Raw genomic sequence first — 16,001 nt, 5'->3', positions numbered from 1 at the left:
AATATTGGTACTGATGAGCTGGGAATTCTGTTTCAGTATTATAAGTTTGAAAAAGAAAGAGGACGAGCCATATGCTAAAAGGGAAAAAGATACTTCTATGTGTAACAGGAGGCATTGCGGTCTTTAAAGCGGCTGCGTTAACTAGTAAATTGACACAAGCTGGTGCTATTGTAAAAGTAATGATGAGTGAGTCTGCAATGAAGTTTGTTACGCCTCTTACATTTCAAGCACTTTCTCGCCATGACGTATATACAGATACATTCGATGAGAAAGACTCGGCTGTTATTGCACATATCGATTTAGCTGATTGGGCAGATGTAGTACTTGTTGCACCTGCTACTGCCAATTGTATTGGGAAGTTAGCTGGTGGTATTGCAGACGATATGATTACAACTACTTTGTTAGCTACTACAGCCCCAGTGTGGATTGCACCTGCTATGAATGTGCATATGTATGAAAACAAAATTGTACAAAAAAATATGATGACGTTAAAAACGTTAGGATATACATTTATTGAGCCTGGAGAAGGTTTTTTAGCGTGTGGTTATGTTGCGAAGGGAAGACTAGAAGAACCGGAAGCAATTATTGCACGGTTAGAAGAGGCTTTTTCAGAACAAAAACCATTGCAAGGAAAAAAAATATTAATAACTGCTGGCCCAACTCGTGAAAAGATTGATCCAGTGCGTTTTATGACTAATTTTTCTTCTGGGAAAATGGGATATGCAATTGCGGAAGTGGCAGCGAACTTAGGTGCTGATGTCATACTTGTTTCGGGACCGACAGCATTAAACCCACCATTACATGTAAATACGGTACAAGTGGAATCTGCACAAGATATGTTAGAAGTAGTTCTGCAACAGTATCAAAACGTAGATGTTGTCATTAAAACAGCAGCAGTGGCAGATTATCGCCCGAAATATGTTCATGATAATAAAATGAAAAAGAAAAATAGTGATGCTGTAATCGAACTCGAGAGAACAGTAGATATTTTAAAAACGTTAGGTGAGATGAAAGATAAACAGTTACTTATCGGTTTTGCGGCTGAAACGACAAAGGTAGAGGAATACGCAACAAAAAAATTACGTGAGAAAAATGCGAATATGATTGTTGCGAACGATGTAAAGGCACAAGGAGCTGGATTTGGTACAGATACAAACATTGTAACAATGTATAGAAAAGATGGAGAAGTTATCAAGTTACCGCTTTTAACGAAGAAAGAGGTTGCTCGTGAAATATTAAAGCAAATTGAAATGATGTTAGAAGATGATCGTCTATGAAATTTGCAAGTGTAATTGTTGATGTACCTGCACGTCAGACAGATCGACCATTTGATTATATTATCCCTAAAAAGTGGGAAGATATTGTCCAGACAGGCATGCGTGTAGTAGTTCCATTTGGCCCAAGGAAATTGCAAGGATTTATTATTGGAATCAAAGATTCGGCTGAAGTAGAAAGTAAGAAGCTAAAGACAATCCATGAAATATTAGATGTAACACCAGTTTTAAACGAGGAATTATTAAAGCTTGGATATTGGCTTACAAGCGAAACGTTATGTTATATGATTTCAGCCTTTCAAGTCATGCTTCCAACGGCGATAAAAGCTACGTATAAAAAGCGTCTACAACTTCGTAAACAAGAAGAAGTAGCACCTGAACTACTGTTTTTATTTCAGGACAAAGAGGCGATAGATTGGGAAGCGATTGAGACGCAGCCGCATCTATACCGCACGATTCAACAAGAAATTAAAAATGGCACGATTGAAGTTGTTTATCAGGTAAAAGATAAAGTGCAAAAGAAGAAACAAAGAGTCGTTCAACCGGAGTTGTCAGAAGATAAATTGGAATTAGCAGCATTTGAACTGAAAAGTAAAAAACAACAAGATGTACTCTATTATTTTGTGGAAAATTATAAAAGTGTGCCGTTGAAAGTAATAACAGAAGAGTTGCAAATAACAGACGCTCCGATTAAAGCACTTGTTAAAAAGGGGCTAATTTCAGAAAAGTATGTGGAAGTGTACCGAAATCCGTATGACGATGATGATTTTGAACAAACGAAACCATTCCCACTTACGGAGGAACAAAAGCAAGTTATTACACCGATTTTATCATCAATTACAAATGAAACTTACAATCCATTTTTACTATATGGTGTTACAGGAAGCGGAAAAACAGAAGTATATTTACAATCTATAGCAGCGGTGCTTACGAAAGGGAAAGAAGCTATTGTGCTTGTTCCTGAAATTGCACTAACGCCTCAAATGGTAGATCGTTTTAAAGGTAGATTTGGCTCGCAAGTTGCGGTTCTTCATAGTGCGCTGTCTGTTGGAGAAAAATATGATGAATGGCGTAAGATTTTAAGAAAAGAAGTGAAGGTTGTAGTTGGTGCACGTTCAGCCGTATTTGCACCTTTTGAAAATTTAGGGATTATTATTATTGATGAGGAGCACGAATCGAGCTATAAGCAAGAAGATAATCCGAGGTATCATGCAAGGGATGTAGCTGTGTGGAGGGGACAATATCATAAATGTCCTATCGTTCTTGGTAGTGCAACACCGACACTTGAATCGTTTGCAAGAGCGAAAAAAGGTGTGTATGAATTACTAACGATGGAAAAACGTATGAATAAACAAGCTTTACCAACAGTAGAGATTGTTGATATGCGTGAGGAACTTCGTGACGGGAATCGTTCCATGTTTTCGAAAGCATTGCATGAAAAAATAGCAGATCGATTAGAAAAGAAAGAACAGATGGTGCTCTTTTTAAATAGAAGAGGTCATTCTACATTTGTTATGTGCCGTGATTGTGGGTATGTTGTACAATGTCCGCATTGTGATATCTCGCTGACATATCATAAAATGAACCATCGTTTAAAATGTCATTACTGCAGTCACGAAGAGAATATGCCGACTGCGTGTCCTGCTTGTCAAAGTACATATATTCGTTTCTTTGGTACAGGTACACAAAAGGTAGAGGAAGAAATTACAAAACTATTTCCAGAGGCACGAGTCATTCGAATGGATGTAGATACGACAAGTCGCAAAGGAATGCATGAAAAATTATTAAAGGCGTTCGGGGAAGAAAAAGCAGATATACTACTTGGAACACAAATGATTGCGAAAGGATTAGATTTTCCTAAAGTAACGCTTGTCGGGGTTTTAACTGCAGATACGATGCTTCACTTACCTGATTTTCGAGCGAGTGAAAAGACGTATCAGTTATTGACGCAAGTAAGTGGACGAGCAGGCAGACATGAATTGCCAGGGGAAGTTATAATTCAAACGTATACGCCAGAACATTACAGTATAGAGTTAGCAAAGAACCAACATTATGATGTGTTTTTTGACCAAGAAATGCAAATGAGACGAACAAGACAATATCCACCGTATTACTATGTTGTACTTGTAACAGTATCTCATCCAGAATTATTAAAGGCAGTGCAAGTGACGGAAAAAATTGTCGGTCATTTACGGGCGCACTGCACGCAGCAAGCGATGGTGTTAGGACCGGTTGCTTCAGCAATTCCAAGGATAAAAGATAGATATCGTTATCAATGCATGATAAAATACAAACGGGAACCAAACTTAAAGAACGTGCTCAAAATGGTAAATGAACATTATCAAGCAGAAATGCAAAAAGAGCTACAAATCTCAATTGATTTTAATCCAACAATGTTAATGTAGCGGAGGGAAATATGGCAGTTTTAGAAATAGTAAAGCATCCAAATGAAGTGTTAGAAACACCATGCGAAAGAGTAATTAACTTTGATAAAAAGTTAGTGAAATTGTTGAAAGATATGCATGAAACAATGTTAATTGCGGACGGAGTCGGTTTAGCTGCGCCTCAAGTAGGTGTAAGCTTGCAAGTAGCGGTAGTTGATATCGATGATGATACGGGGAAAATCGAGTTAATCAATCCATCGATATTAGAAAAACGTGGTGAACAAGTAGGTCCCGAAGGTTGTCTAAGCTTCCCGGGACTTTATGGTGAAGTGGAACGTGCGGATTATATTAAAGTACGTGCGCAAAATCGCAGAGGTAAAGTATTTTTACTAGAAGCAGAAGGATTTTTAGCACGTGCCATTCAACATGAAATCGATCATTTACACGGTGTGTTATTTACATCGAAAGTGACAAGATATTATGAGGAAAACGAATTAGAATAGGTATTAAAAGGAGCGGTTTTTTAATGATAAAAGTAGTATTTATGGGAACACCGGACTTTTCAGTGCCGGTGCTTCGTCGTCTTATCGAAGATGGCTATGATGTAATAGGTGTTGTGACGCAGCCTGATCGTCCGGTAGGTAGAAAAAAAGTATTAACACCTACACCTGTTAAAGTTGAAGCAGAAAAACATGGTATTCCAGTGTTACAACCATTAAGAATTCGTGAAAAAGACGAATATGAACAAGTCTTGGCATTAGAGCCAGATTTAATTGTAACAGCTGCTTTCGGTCAGATTGTACCAAATGAAATTTTAGAAGCACCGAAGTATGGATGTATTAACGTCCACGCGTCTTTACTACCTGAACTTCGTGGTGGTGCACCAATCCATTATGCAATTATGGAAGGTAAAGAAAAAACGGGTATTACAATTATGTATATGGTAGAGAAATTGGATGCTGGTGATATCTTAACGCAAGTAGAAGTGGAGATTGAAGAGCGTGAAACGACAGGCTCTTTATTCGATAAGTTAAGTGAAGCAGGGGCACACCTTCTATCTAAAACAGTACCTTTATTAATCCAAGGTAAGTTAGAACCGATTAAACAAAACGAAGAAGAAGTAACGTTTGCATATAATATAAAACGTGAGCAAGAGAAAATTGATTGGACAAAAACAGGTGAAGAAGTATACAATCACATTCGCGGATTGAATCCATGGCCAGTTGCTTATACGACTTTGGCAGGACAAGTTATTAAAGTATGGTGGGGAGAGAAGGTCTCTATTGCAGAGAAAGCTGAACCAGGTACAATAGTAGCTCTTGAAGAAGATGGATTTGTTGTTGCAACAGGGAATGAGACAGCTGTTAAAATCACTGAATTGCAACCTTCTGGTAAAAAACGTATGAGTTGTTCGCAATTTTTACGTGGCACAAAACCTGAAATTGGAACGAAGTTAGGAGAAAATGCATGAGACAAAATGTTCGTGAATTAGCTCTTGATGGCTTAATTCAAGTAGAAAAAAGTGGTGCATACAGTAACTTACTTTTAAATAATCTAATTGAAAAAAATGCAATTGATAGAAAAGATATTGGTTTGTTAACTGAAATTGTATATGGAACGATTCAACGTCGTGACACATTAGATTATTATTTACAGCCTTTTTTAAAAAAGAAGGTTGAGGCGTGGGTAAGAGTATTACTTCGCTTATCTTTATACCAAATGATTTATTTAGACCGAGTGCCTGAAAGAGCGGCTATTCATGAAGCAGTTGAGATTGCAAAGCGTCGCGGGCATAAAGGGATTGCTGGTATGGTAAACGGGGTATTACGTTCGATTCAGAGAGAAGGGGTACCTTCTGTAGATGAAATCAAGGATCCAGTAGAACGTTTGGCAATCGCAACAAGTCATCCAATGTGGCTTGTGCAAGACTGGGCTTCTGAATATGGTTTAGAGACAGCAGAGAAGATGTGTGAAGTAAACATGTTACCCCCAGTACCAACAGCGCGTGTAAATGTGGATAAAATAACAGTAGAAGAAGCAATTGAGCTATTGGCTAGTGAAGGTATAGAAGCGAAGCGCGGCGATTTATCAGAGGATGCGATTCAAATTGAAAGAGGGAATGTAGCGCATACAGATGCGTTCAAAAAAGGTTTTCTTTCTATTCAAGATGAAAGTTCTATGCTTGTAGCACGCGCTTTAGAACCGAATGAGGGAGATGTAGTTCTTGATAGTTGTGCTGCTCCGGGCGGAAAAACAACGCACATTGCAGAGCGATTAAAAGGAACAGGTCAAGTTATGTCTCTTGATTTACATGCACACAAAGTACGTTTAATTAAACAACAAGCAGAGCGACTTGGTCTAGAAAATGTCGAAACAAAAGCACTAGATGCTAGAAAAGTGCAAGAACACTTTGCGAATGAAACATTTGATAAAATATTAGTAGATGCACCATGTTCTGGATTTGGTGTGATTAGACGTAAACCAGATATTAAGTTAGGGAAAAATAAAGGCGATAGTGAAAGATTATCGACGATTCAACTTGCAATACTAGAAAAAATAGCACCGTTGTTAAAGCAAGGTGGTCGCCTTGTTTATAGTACGTGCACAATAGAAAAAATAGAAAATGAACAAGTAATAAAGCAATTTTTACAAGAGCATCCTGAATTTGAATGGGATACTACGATAAAAGATCGCATGCCAGAAAAGTTAAATCCGTATATTGATGAAGGTCAAGTACGAATTTTACCGCACTATTTTGCAACAGATGGCTTTTATATTGCTTGTTTAAGGAAGAAGGTGTAGCATCGTGGAAACGACTGTGAGAAAACAAAAGAAAAATCTAGAAACGAAAAAACCATCAATTTATTCTTTACAACTTCATGAAATGCAAGATTGGTTAAAGGAACAAGGAGAACCTAAATTCCGTGCAGGACAAATCTTTGATTGGCTATATAAAAAACGTGTAAAAAATTATGACGACATGTCGAATCTTTCTAAAGGATTACGCGATAAATTGTCGAATTCCTTTGATATTACTACTTTAAATACATTGGTAAAACAAACATCTTCTGATGGAACAATTAAATTCTTATTCCAATTATATGATGGTTATTCTATTGAAACAGTGTTAATGCGACATGAATATGGAAATTCTATTTGTGTAACAACACAGGTCGGATGCCGTATCGGTTGTACGTTCTGTGCATCTACACTTGGTGGGTTAAAACGAAACTTAGAGGCTGGAGAGATTGTAGCGCAAGTAGTAGAAGTGCAACGTGCACTTGATGAAACAGAAGAACGTGTAAGTTCGCTTGTTGTTATGGGAATTGGAGAACCGTTTGATAATTACGACAACTTAATGTCATTCTTACGCATTGTAAACCATGAAAAAGGAATTCATATTGGTGCAAGACATATGACAGTTTCAACAAGTGGAATTGTTCCAAAAATTTATAAGTTCGCTGAAGAAGATATGCAAATTAATTTTGCGATTTCATTGCATTCTGCAAATACAGAGTTACGTTCAAAATTAATGCCGATTAACCGTGCTTATAAGCTACCAGACTTAATGGAAGCTGTTAAATACTATGTAAATAGAACAGGGCGTCGTATTACGTTTGAATATGGCTTATTTGGAGGAGAAAATGACCAAGTTGAGCAAGCTGAAGAACTTGCTGCGCTTTTAAAAGGTGTAAAATGTCATGTAAACTTAATTCCGGTAAACTACGTACCTGAACGTGATTATGTACGTACCCCACGTGAACAAATTTTCTTATTTGAAAAAACGTTAAAAGATCGTGGAGTGAATGTAACAATTCGCCGTGAACAAGGTCATGATATTGATGCAGCCTGCGGTCAGTTACGTGCGAAGGAGCGTAAAGAAGAGACGAGGTGACGAGATGAAAGCCGTGTTTCTATCGGATAAAGGAAAAGTTCGTCAACATAATGAAGATAGTGCGGGAGTTTTTCACAATTTAGATGGAAATATTTTAGCGGTAGTAGCAGATGGAATGGGAGGTCATCGAGCTGGTGATGTAGCTAGCTCGATGACCATTCAATTATTCCATGATTATTGGAAGCAAACGCATAATATGAATGAACCCAAAAAAGTAGAAGAGTGGTTACATACGAGTGTTGGGATTATTAATGAGCGTATATATGAGTACTCTAAGCAACATGTAGAATGTAATGGTATGGGAACAACACTTATAATAGCGATTTGTACGCCAAACTTTGTGACAATAGGTCATATAGGAGATAGTCGTTGTTATATGGTATCAGAGGGAGAAATCTCGCTTGTAACGGAAGATCACTCACTTGTAAATGAACTTGTGAGACATGGGGAAATTTCAAAAGAAGACGCAGAATATCACCCGAAAAAGAATGTTTTGTTAAGGGCATTAGGAACAGAAGAAAAAGTCGGATTAGATGTTAAAACATTGGTGCTTGAGGAAGATGATCAGTTACTTCTTTGCTCTGATGGGTTATCTAACAAAGTTTCTATTGCTGATATGCAACAAATTTTACAGTTAAATGAACAGCTTGAAACTAAGGGACAACGTCTCATTCAATTGGCGAATGATCGTGGCGGGGAAGATAATATCACCCTTGTTCTTATTGATTATGCGGGTTCGACAAACGAAAGTAGGTGAAGTGCAACGTGCTGATTGGAAAACGCTTAAATGACCGTTATAAGCTGCTAAAAATGATTGGTGGTGGTGGAATGGCCAATGTGTATTTAGCTCATGATGATATACTTGGCCGAGATGTAGCGGTAAAAATATTAAGACTCGACTATTCAAATAACGAAGAGTTTATTAAACGTTTCCATCGAGAAGCGCAGTCTGTTACAACGTTGTCGCATCCAAATATTGTGAATATGTATGATGTCGGAGAAGAAGATGGTATATATTATCTTGTAATGGAGTATGTACCAGGACAAACATTGAAGCAATACATAATTGAGCGAGGGATGTTACCTATAGGAGAAGCTCTTGATATTATGGAGCAGTTAACATCCGCCATGGCACACGCCCATCATTTTGAAATTGTGCACCGTGATATTAAACCGCACAATATTTTAATTCGAGCTGATGGAGTAATAAAAGTAACAGATTTTGGAATTGCGACAGCTACAAGTGCAACAACAATTACACATACAAATTCGGTACTCGGTTCGGTGCATTACTTATCACCAGAACAAGCACGCGGCGGGATAGCAAATAAACAATCAGATATTTATTCCCTAGGGATCGTTATGTTTGAGTTGTTAACAGGAAGACAACCGTTTTCTGGCGAATCTGCTGTTGCTATAGCTTTAAAACATTTACAAAGTGAAATTCCGTCTCCAAAGAGATGGAATGAAAATATTCCGCAAAGTGTCGAAAATATTATATTAAAGGCAACTGCGAAAGATCCGTTTCACCGATATCAATCTGCCAATGCGATGAAACGAGATATTGAAACTGCGCTATATCCAGAGAGGATAAATGAGCAGCCATTTTACATACCGGAAGATATGGAAGCGACAAAAGCGATTCCTATTATTCAACAAGAACAATTATTTGAAAATGTAACTGATGAAACAATTGTTTTAAAAGGAAGTAAAGTGGATGAACAGAAAAGAAAAGAAGAAACGGAATTAAATAAGAAGAAAAAACGAAGTAATAAATGGATCAAAGTTTTAATTACGACATTTTTACTTTTAGCAATTGGAATAACGTTAGCGCTTACTGTTATTCCGGGATTCTTTATTCCAAAAGATGTAAAAGTCCCTGATGTGGCTGGTATGAAGTATACGACAGCAGTAAATAAATTAGTTGAAAAGGGTTTTGAGGTTACGGAACCTAACATTGTATATACAGATGATGTTGAATCCGGTGATGTGATAAAAACAGATCCTGTGGCAGGTAGAGTCGTGAAAGAAAACTCTAAAATTACTATCTATCAATCAGGCGGAAAAAAGAAAAGTAAGATGAGTGATCTCACAGGAAAAGATTTTGAGAGTATAAGGAATGAATTAGAAGAAAAATATAAACAAGTTACAATAAATTATATTGAAAATGATAGGCCAAAAGGTGAAATCGTAGAGCAAATTCCGACGCCTGATCAAATGGTAGTAGAGGCGGAACAAGAACTGAAAATTTGGGTAAGTAAAGGTCCTTATCAAATTAGACCAGGTGATTTTTCAGGATGGACTGAAAATAGCGTAAATGGTTATTTGAATGAGAGAAAACTAACTCCAGATATAAAACGGGAGTATTCCGATACTGTTGATAAAGGACTTGTAATTTCGCAATCTCCAAAACCAGGAACGCCGTTAAAAGAAGGAGATAAAGTGACGATTATCATCTCAGAGGGGCCTAAGCCGAAAGTAACGAAAACAGTGAAAGTGGATAATATTTCTATTCCGTATGAGTCTTCTATAATTGGTGAGAAAAAACCGCAAACAATAGAAATTTATAAAGAAGATATGCAACAAAAAATGGATAGACCAATTGAAACTAGAACAATTTCAGAGTCGGCAACTATTTCTTTAGAATTTGTAATTCAAGAAGGTACAAAAGGACACTATAAAATTGTACGAGATGGTGTAACGATTATCGACAAAGAAGTACCATACCCAACTCAATAATAATGACTTCCATTTTCTTTCTAGAGGGGATGGAATGTATTACTCTTGCCTGTTATGCTGTCTACATATAGTGGACTGTATAACAGGCAAAAATATATGATTCAAAAAGTTATAAAAGTGATACTGTTATAAATAATATTTTAAATTTGATGGTAGATTAAATATATTAACTTGTATATGACGGGTTTTGAAATAAGTATTTAAAGAATTTTAAGCCATTCAATATTAATGACAGCTTCACTTTATACAAAATAAAGGAGAATTATATGCCAGAAGGAAAAATTGTAAAAGCTCTAAGTGGATTTTATTATGTGCAGCATGAAGAAGGGATTACACAATGTCGCGGGCGTGGTGTGTTCAGAAAAAATAAAATTACACCACTGGTAGGAGACCAAGTTGTTTTTCAAGCAGATAATCCAACTGAAGGATATGTGCTTGAAGTATTTGATCGGAAAAATGAACTTGTTAGGCCTCCTATCGCTAATGTTGATCAAGCAATTCTCGTTTTCTCTGCAGTAGAACCAGATTTTAATCCGGGACTATTAGATCGATTTTTAGTGCTGATTGAATATCATAACATTAAGCCGATTATTTGCATTAGTAAGATGGATTTAGTGGATGAAAAAATGAGAGAGACTGTTGAATCTTATGCAAATGACTATCGTGAGATGGGATATGATGTATTATTTACTTCTATAAATACATCGGAAAGTATTGATATTTTAAAACCATTCTTAGAAGGTTGTATTTCTGTCGTTGCAGGGCAATCTGGTGTTGGAAAATCTTCTATGCTTAACGTTTTACGTCCAGAGTTAGAACTGAAAACGAATGATATTTCCTCGCATTTAGGACGCGGGAAACATACGACAAGACACGTGGAATTAATTGCGGTTGGAAGCGGACTAGTTGCAGATACACCTGGTTTTAGTTCACTTGATTTCATAGATATAGAGGTAGAAGATCTTACATATTGTTTTCCGGAGTTGAAAGAAGCGAGCCAATACTGTAAATTTAGAGGGTGTACACATCTTTCTGAACCGAAATGTGCTGTGAAGACAGCGGTTGAAGAAGGAAAAATTACAGAATATCGTTATAAAAATTACAAACAATTCGTAGAAGAAATTAGAGAGAGAAAGCCGAGGTATTAGTTATGATTAAAATTGCACCATCGATCTTATCAGCAGATTTTTCAAAATTAGGGGAAGAGATTAAAGATGTAGAAAAAGGCGGAGCGGATTACATTCACATCGATGTAATGGATGGACATTTCGTACCAAATATTACGATTGGACCATTAATTGTAGAAGCTATCCGTCCGATTACATCGTTACCATTAGATGTACATTTAATGATTGAAAATCCTGATAACTATATCCCGACTTTCGCAAAAGCGGGAGCGGATATTATTACTGTTCATGTAGAAGCTTGCCCTCATCTGCATCGTACAATTCAGTTAATTAAATCTCATGGCATTAAAGCGGGAGTTGTATTAAATCCGCATACGCCAGTTTCAACGATTGAGCATGTATTAGAAGATATAGATATGGTATTACTTATGACAGTAAATCCAGGATTTGGTGGACAGAAGTTTATTCATTCTGTATTACCGAAAATTAAACAAGTGGCAGAAATGGTTAAAGAGCGCAATCTAGAAGTAGAAATTGAAGTTGATGGTGGTGTGAATGCTGAAACAGCAAGACTTTGTGTTGAAGCAGGAGCAAATGTACTTGTAGCTGGATCAGCAGTATACAATCAAAAAGACCGCGGTGAAGCAATTCGTGTCATTCGTGGATAATGAATGAACGAGTCTTTATCCCAGTGAAACTTCTAGTGTAGTAAGTTTTCACTATTTATAAAGGATAGAGAAAAAATATGTAAAAAGGCAATCTACCGAATGGCAGATTGCCTTTTTACAATAGAAGGGGAAGGAAATATGATTATTCATATTTTAGCGGGTGGACCTGCGGAATATTGTGCAGATTTTTCTCGATATGAAAATGAGAAAGTAGTGTGGGCGGCAGTTGATAGAGGAGTATATCGTTTATTAAAAGGAGGAATTACTCCAGCTGTTGCGTTTGGAGATTACGATTCAGTTACTGAAGAGGAATTAGTATGGATGGGCCAGCAAACAAATGACTTACATATTGTTCCTCGTGAAAAAGATCAAACAGATTTAGAAATTGCGATTAACTGGGCGTTGGAACAAAATCCGACATTGATTCGTATTTTTGGTGCCACCGGTGGAAGGCTGGATCACGGTTTAGCAAATATACAGATGCTTTTAAGAGGGTTAGAAGTAGGGATAGAAATGTGTATTGTAGACAATAAAAATGAAATAAGCGTGAAAAAAGTGGGTACACATATAATTGAAGAAAATAAAAATTTCCCTTATGTATCTTTTGTGCCGGTTACTGAAATAGTAGAAGGTATTACATTACTTGGTTTTAAGTATCCTCTAACTAATAAAACAATAGAATGGGGATCAACACTTTGTATTAGTAATGAACTCCTTGAGGAAAAAGGTACTTTTTCATTTACTTCTGGCATATTAATGGTGATAAGAAGCACTGATTAAAGAAACAATTTTGCTCCTTACATCATATAGTGAACAAGTGGAGTAATGGGGATTAGGAGGGAAACCATGAGATTTTATACAATTAAGTTACCTAAATTTCTTGGTGGAATTGTTCGTGCCATGTTAAATACCTTCAAAAAAGATTAAAAAAAGCACCTATTACCGGTGCTTTTTCCATTGTCATAGTAAAAAAAGAGCCTATCGGCTCTTTTTTTTATTATTAAACACGTTCGATTTTGCCAGATTTTAATGCTCTAGCAGAAACGTAAACACGTTGAACTTTTCCGTCGATGCGTACGCGAACTTTTTGAAGGTTAGCGCCCCATTTACGTTTTGTAGCGTTCATTGCGTGAGAACGAGAATTACCAGAACGAGCTTTTCTTCCAGTGATAGCACAAACACGAGCCATTTATATTTCCCTCCCTTGATACCTTACCATACGTAATTTTTCAATGTTAGTCTTTTTTGCGATGCTAAAAACACTACTATAATTTAACACAACTAAAAAGAGAATGCAACACCGTAGAAAAAAGAAATCAAGAAAAATTACTTGACACCATATGTCGATGATGAAAAGTCGAAATCAAGAAAAATTGCTTGACATATTATAGTGGTACATGTTGTATAATAACAATGGACTATTTTGCTCATCATAAAAAATGTGATTTAAAACATAAAATATGAGAGTGAAAAGAAAGAACGATGGAATTTTCTTTAAAAAGATTATATGATAGTAACTAAAGTAGTCTAGCTCACTTTCACCATTTATGAAGGGGGAAACGAGATGTCAATTGAAATTAAAACAAAGTATGGTCAAATTGATATTAGTACAGATGTAATTGCAACAATTGCTGGAGGTGCCGCAGTAGATTGCTACGGTATCGTAGGTATGGCATCAAAAAATCAGTTAAAAGATGGTTTAACAGACATTTTACGAAAAGAAAACTTCACTAGAGGTGTTATTGTTCGTAAAGATGAAGATGAAGTACATATTGATATGTATATTATTGTGAGCTATGGTACGAAAATTTCAGAAGTAGCACATAACGTGCAGACGAAAGTGAAATATACATTAGATCAAACTGTAGGACTAGCAGTAGATTCTGTAAACATCTACGTACAAGGAGTTAAAGTAATAAACTTGTAATGTGCATTAAGGAGGAAAATCTGTGTCAATTCAAAAAATTGATGGGAAACGTTTATCACAAATGATCATGCAAGGAGCGAATAATTTAACAAATAATGTTCAGCTTGTTGATGCATTAAACGTATTTCCAGTTCCAGATGGCGATACCGGTACAAACATGAACTTATCAATGACTTCAGGCGCACGTGAAGTGAAAGCGAATCCTTCACAGCATGCTGGTAAAGTCGGCGTAAGTTTAGCCAAAGGATTATTAATGGGAGCTCGTGGTAACTCTGGTGTTATTTTATCTCAGTTATTCCGTGGTTTCTCTAAATCCATTGAACAAAAAGAAGAATTAACAACAGTTGATTTTGCTGCAGCTTTAGATGCTGGGGTAGAAGCGGCTTACAAAGCGGTTATGAAACCGATTGAAGGAACGATTTTAACGGTTGCAAGAGAAACGGGTAAATATGCAGTGACAGTTGCGAAAAAACAGCGCGACTTTGTTTTGTTTATGGAAGACGTTGTGAAAGAAGCGAATGCATCGTTAAATCGTACGCCAGATTTATTACCTGTATTAAAACAAGTTGGCGTTGTAGATAGCGGTGGTAAAGGTCTTGTTGTTGTATACGAAGGATTTTTAGCTGACTTAAAAGGAGAAACGATTTCTTCTAATGTGTCTGCCCAACCATCTATGAATGACATGGTACGCGCAGAACATCACCGTAGTGTACAAAGCCAATTGAGTACAGAAGATATTAAGTATGGATATTGTACGGAATTCATGGTGAAATTAGAGCCTGAAAAAATGAAAGAACATAATTTCTCTGAACAAAAATTCCGTGAAGATATTAGCGTGTACGGAGATTCACTACTTGTTGTATCAGATGATGAGGTTGTTAAGGTTCATATTCATGCGGAACATCCTGGAGATCCTATGAATTATGGACAACGTTATGGTAGTTTAATTAAGATTAAAGTAGAAAATATGCGTGAACAGCATACTGCTTTATTAGATGAGCCTACTATGATGCCTGAGCCGACTAGCCAGTCTAAAGAGAAACAACCGTACGGTATCGTAACTGTAGCTATGGGATCTGGTATCAAAACTTTATTTGAGAGCATTGGCGCGACGAAAGTGATCGAAGGTGGCCAAACGATGAATCCAAGTACGGAGGATATTGTGAAGGCGATTGAAGAAGCGAACGCTGAAAAAATCATTATTTTACCGAACAACGGAAATATCGTGATGGCAGCAGAACAAGCAGCGTCAGTTGTTGATCAAGAAGTGATTGTAGTTCGTTCGAAAACAGTTCCTCAAGGTATGGCTGCAATGTTAGCATTTAATCCAGTTGGAACGTTAGAAGAGAATGAAGAAAACATGAAAGAAGCTTTATCTCATGTGAAAACCGGTCAAATTACGTATGCTGTACGTGATACGGAAATTGATGGTGTACCAATTCAAAAAGATGATTTCATGTGTATTGCAGATGGAAAAATCGTATCAACAAATGCTGCAAAAGTAGGAGCTGCAAAGCAATTACTAGAAGCACTTATTGATGAAGATTCTGAAATTGTAACGATTCTACAAGGTGAAGATGCAACTGACGAAGAAGTAGCTGAGTTAGTTGAATTTGTAGAAGAGAACTTTGAAGATGCAGAAGTAGAAGTACATGTTGGAAACCAACCGGTGTATTCGTTCATCTTCTCTGTAGAATAAGAAAAAATTCGTTTTGAAAATAAATGGATTACTTACTTGCTAATGGATAAGAAGTAGTAATATGAAGTTCATTACTAGTTTTTATTCAAAAGGCTAGCATATTGAAGATAAAAAAGAGCCTTGCTGCTAATAGTGAGGCTCTTTTCTTTCGTGTTGCTTACGAGGGATTTGAGTAGTTTCTCTTAGAATGCCTATGATAGAATATATAGGGTGAAAGAGAGCGATTACAGATGTCAATAGTATGAACAGAATGAATCAAAGAAAATAATGTGACGGAGCGTGAGAATC

General features: G+C 36.7%; 15 protein-coding genes. 14 read left to right on the top strand and 1 reads right to left on the bottom strand.

The features are described from left to right. Window positions 1-71: 71 nt before the first annotated feature. The 12 genes from coaBC (at window position 72) to spoVM (ending at window position 13,014) form a co-directional block, all read left to right on the top strand. Complete coding sequence (gene coaBC, locus J0835_RS18915) at window positions 72-1,277, top strand: bifunctional phosphopantothenoylcysteine decarboxylase/phosphopantothenate--cysteine ligase CoaBC (RefSeq protein ID WP_087981673.1); 1,206 nt, start codon at window positions 72-74, stop codon at window positions 1,275-1,277. Continuing rightward, window positions 1,274-3,679, top strand: coding sequence for a primosomal protein N' (gene priA / locus J0835_RS18910; RefSeq protein ID WP_087981672.1), 2,406 nt, complete (start codon window positions 1,274-1,276; stop codon window positions 3,677-3,679). Before coaBC ends, priA begins: the two co-directional genes overlap by 4 nt. A gap of 11 nt (window positions 3,680-3,690) precedes the next feature. Next, window positions 3,691-4,161 carry a peptide deformylase gene (gene def / locus J0835_RS18905; protein ID WP_061678221.1) on the top strand — a complete coding sequence of 157 codons (471 nt, stop codon included), beginning with the start codon at window positions 3,691-3,693 and terminating at the stop codon, window positions 4,159-4,161. A gap of 23 nt (window positions 4,162-4,184) precedes the next feature. Then, complete coding sequence (gene fmt / locus J0835_RS18900; protein ID WP_087981671.1) at window positions 4,185-5,129, top strand: methionyl-tRNA formyltransferase; 945 nt, start codon at window positions 4,185-4,187, stop codon at window positions 5,127-5,129. Continuing rightward, entirely contained in the window at window positions 5,126-6,460 is a 1,335-nt protein-coding gene (gene rsmB / locus J0835_RS18895; RefSeq protein ID WP_087981670.1) for a 16S rRNA (cytosine(967)-C(5))-methyltransferase RsmB, read from the top strand. The genes fmt and rsmB overlap by 4 nt, the downstream gene beginning before the upstream one ends. A gap of 4 nt (window positions 6,461-6,464) precedes the next feature. Beyond that, window positions 6,465-7,553: a 23S rRNA (adenine(2503)-C(2))-methyltransferase RlmN gene (gene rlmN, locus J0835_RS18890; RefSeq protein ID WP_000450539.1), complete on the top strand. Its 1,089-nt coding sequence runs from the start codon at window positions 6,465-6,467 to the stop codon at window positions 7,551-7,553. Window positions 7,554-7,557: 4 nt separating this feature from the next. Then, the gene (locus J0835_RS18885) at window positions 7,558-8,310 is read left to right on the top strand and encodes a Stp1/IreP family PP2C-type Ser/Thr phosphatase (protein WP_000648694.1); all 753 of its coding nucleotides are present in this window, start codon (window positions 7,558-7,560) and stop codon (window positions 8,308-8,310) included. 8 nt (window positions 8,311-8,318) lie between these two features. After that, window positions 8,319-10,292 (top strand): serine/threonine protein kinase PrkC, encoded by a 1,974-nt coding sequence (gene prkC, locus J0835_RS18880; protein ID WP_087981669.1) that lies wholly within the window; start codon window positions 8,319-8,321, stop codon window positions 10,290-10,292. Between the two features lie 266 nt (window positions 10,293-10,558). After that, window positions 10,559-11,440 (top strand): ribosome small subunit-dependent GTPase A, encoded by an 882-nt coding sequence (gene rsgA, locus J0835_RS18875; RefSeq protein WP_001113945.1) that lies wholly within the window; start codon window positions 10,559-10,561, stop codon window positions 11,438-11,440. 2 nt (window positions 11,441-11,442) lie between these two features. Then, a complete protein-coding gene (gene rpe / locus J0835_RS18870; protein ID WP_087981668.1) occupies window positions 11,443-12,087 on the top strand; it encodes a ribulose-phosphate 3-epimerase in 645 nt (214 codons plus the stop codon). Window positions 12,088-12,186: 99 nt separating this feature from the next. Further along, window positions 12,187-12,867, top strand: coding sequence for a thiamine diphosphokinase (locus tag J0835_RS18865; protein ID WP_140386877.1), 681 nt, complete (start codon window positions 12,187-12,189; stop codon window positions 12,865-12,867). 66 nt (window positions 12,868-12,933) lie between these two features. Then, window positions 12,934-13,014, top strand: a complete 81-nt coding sequence (gene spoVM, locus J0835_RS18860) for a stage V sporulation protein SpoVM (protein WP_001213599.1) — start codon at window positions 12,934-12,936, stop codon at window positions 13,012-13,014. Window positions 13,015-13,087: 73 nt separating this feature from the next. Here spoVM and rpmB read toward each other — a convergent pair whose 3' ends face one another. Beyond that, entirely contained in the window at window positions 13,088-13,276 is a 189-nt protein-coding gene (gene rpmB / locus J0835_RS18855) for a 50S ribosomal protein L28 (protein ID WP_000124776.1), read from the bottom strand. A 375-nt stretch (window positions 13,277-13,651) separates the two neighbouring features. Here rpmB and J0835_RS18850 point away from each other — a divergent pair, with 375 nt between their 5' ends. Beyond that, entirely contained in the window at window positions 13,652-14,014 is a 363-nt protein-coding gene (locus J0835_RS18850; RefSeq protein ID WP_000021109.1) for an Asp23/Gls24 family envelope stress response protein, read from the top strand. A gap of 22 nt (window positions 14,015-14,036) precedes the next feature. Continuing rightward, window positions 14,037-15,713 (top strand): DAK2 domain-containing protein, encoded by a 1,677-nt coding sequence (locus tag J0835_RS18845; protein WP_087981666.1) that lies wholly within the window; start codon window positions 14,037-14,039, stop codon window positions 15,711-15,713. The last annotated feature ends 288 nt before the right edge of the window (window positions 15,714-16,001 follow it).

Source organism: Bacillus cereus group sp. Sample62 (assembly GCF_036851315.1).
In the GTDB taxonomy this organism is placed as follows: Bacteria; Bacillota; Bacilli; order Bacillales; family Bacillaceae_G; genus Bacillus_A; species Bacillus_A wiedmannii.
This window is presented reverse-complemented; position numbering and strand designations above follow the sequence as displayed.

Excerpts from the sequence above, each read along its gene's own strand:
- rpmB (WP_000124776.1), bottom strand. The coding sequence starts at position 13,276 with ATGGCTCGTGTTTGTGCTATCACTGGAAGAAAAGCTCGTTCTGGTAAT.
- J0835_RS18850 (WP_000021109.1), top strand. The coding sequence starts at position 13,652 with ATGTCAATTGAAATTAAAACAAAGTATGGTCAAATTGATATTAGTACA.
- rsgA (WP_001113945.1), top strand. The coding sequence starts at position 10,559 with ATGCCAGAAGGAAAAATTGTAAAAGCTCTAAGTGGATTTTATTATGTG.
- spoVM (WP_001213599.1), top strand. The coding sequence starts at position 12,934 with ATGAGATTTTATACAATTAAGTTACCTAAATTTCTTGGTGGAATTGTT.
- J0835_RS18885 (WP_000648694.1), top strand. The coding sequence starts at position 7,558 with ATGAAAGCCGTGTTTCTATCGGATAAAGGAAAAGTTCGTCAACATAAT.
- def (WP_061678221.1), top strand. The coding sequence starts at position 3,691 with ATGGCAGTTTTAGAAATAGTAAAGCATCCAAATGAAGTGTTAGAAACA.
- rsmB (WP_087981670.1), top strand. The coding sequence starts at position 5,126 with ATGAGACAAAATGTTCGTGAATTAGCTCTTGATGGCTTAATTCAAGTA.
- rpe (WP_087981668.1), top strand. The coding sequence starts at position 11,443 with ATGATTAAAATTGCACCATCGATCTTATCAGCAGATTTTTCAAAATTA.
- coaBC (WP_087981673.1), top strand. The coding sequence starts at position 72 with ATGCTAAAAGGGAAAAAGATACTTCTATGTGTAACAGGAGGCATTGCG.
- fmt (WP_087981671.1), top strand. The coding sequence starts at position 4,185 with ATGATAAAAGTAGTATTTATGGGAACACCGGACTTTTCAGTGCCGGTG.
- J0835_RS18865 (WP_140386877.1), top strand. The coding sequence starts at position 12,187 with ATGGCAGATTGCCTTTTTACAATAGAAGGGGAAGGAAATATGATTATT.
- priA (WP_087981672.1), top strand. The coding sequence starts at position 1,274 with ATGAAATTTGCAAGTGTAATTGTTGATGTACCTGCACGTCAGACAGAT.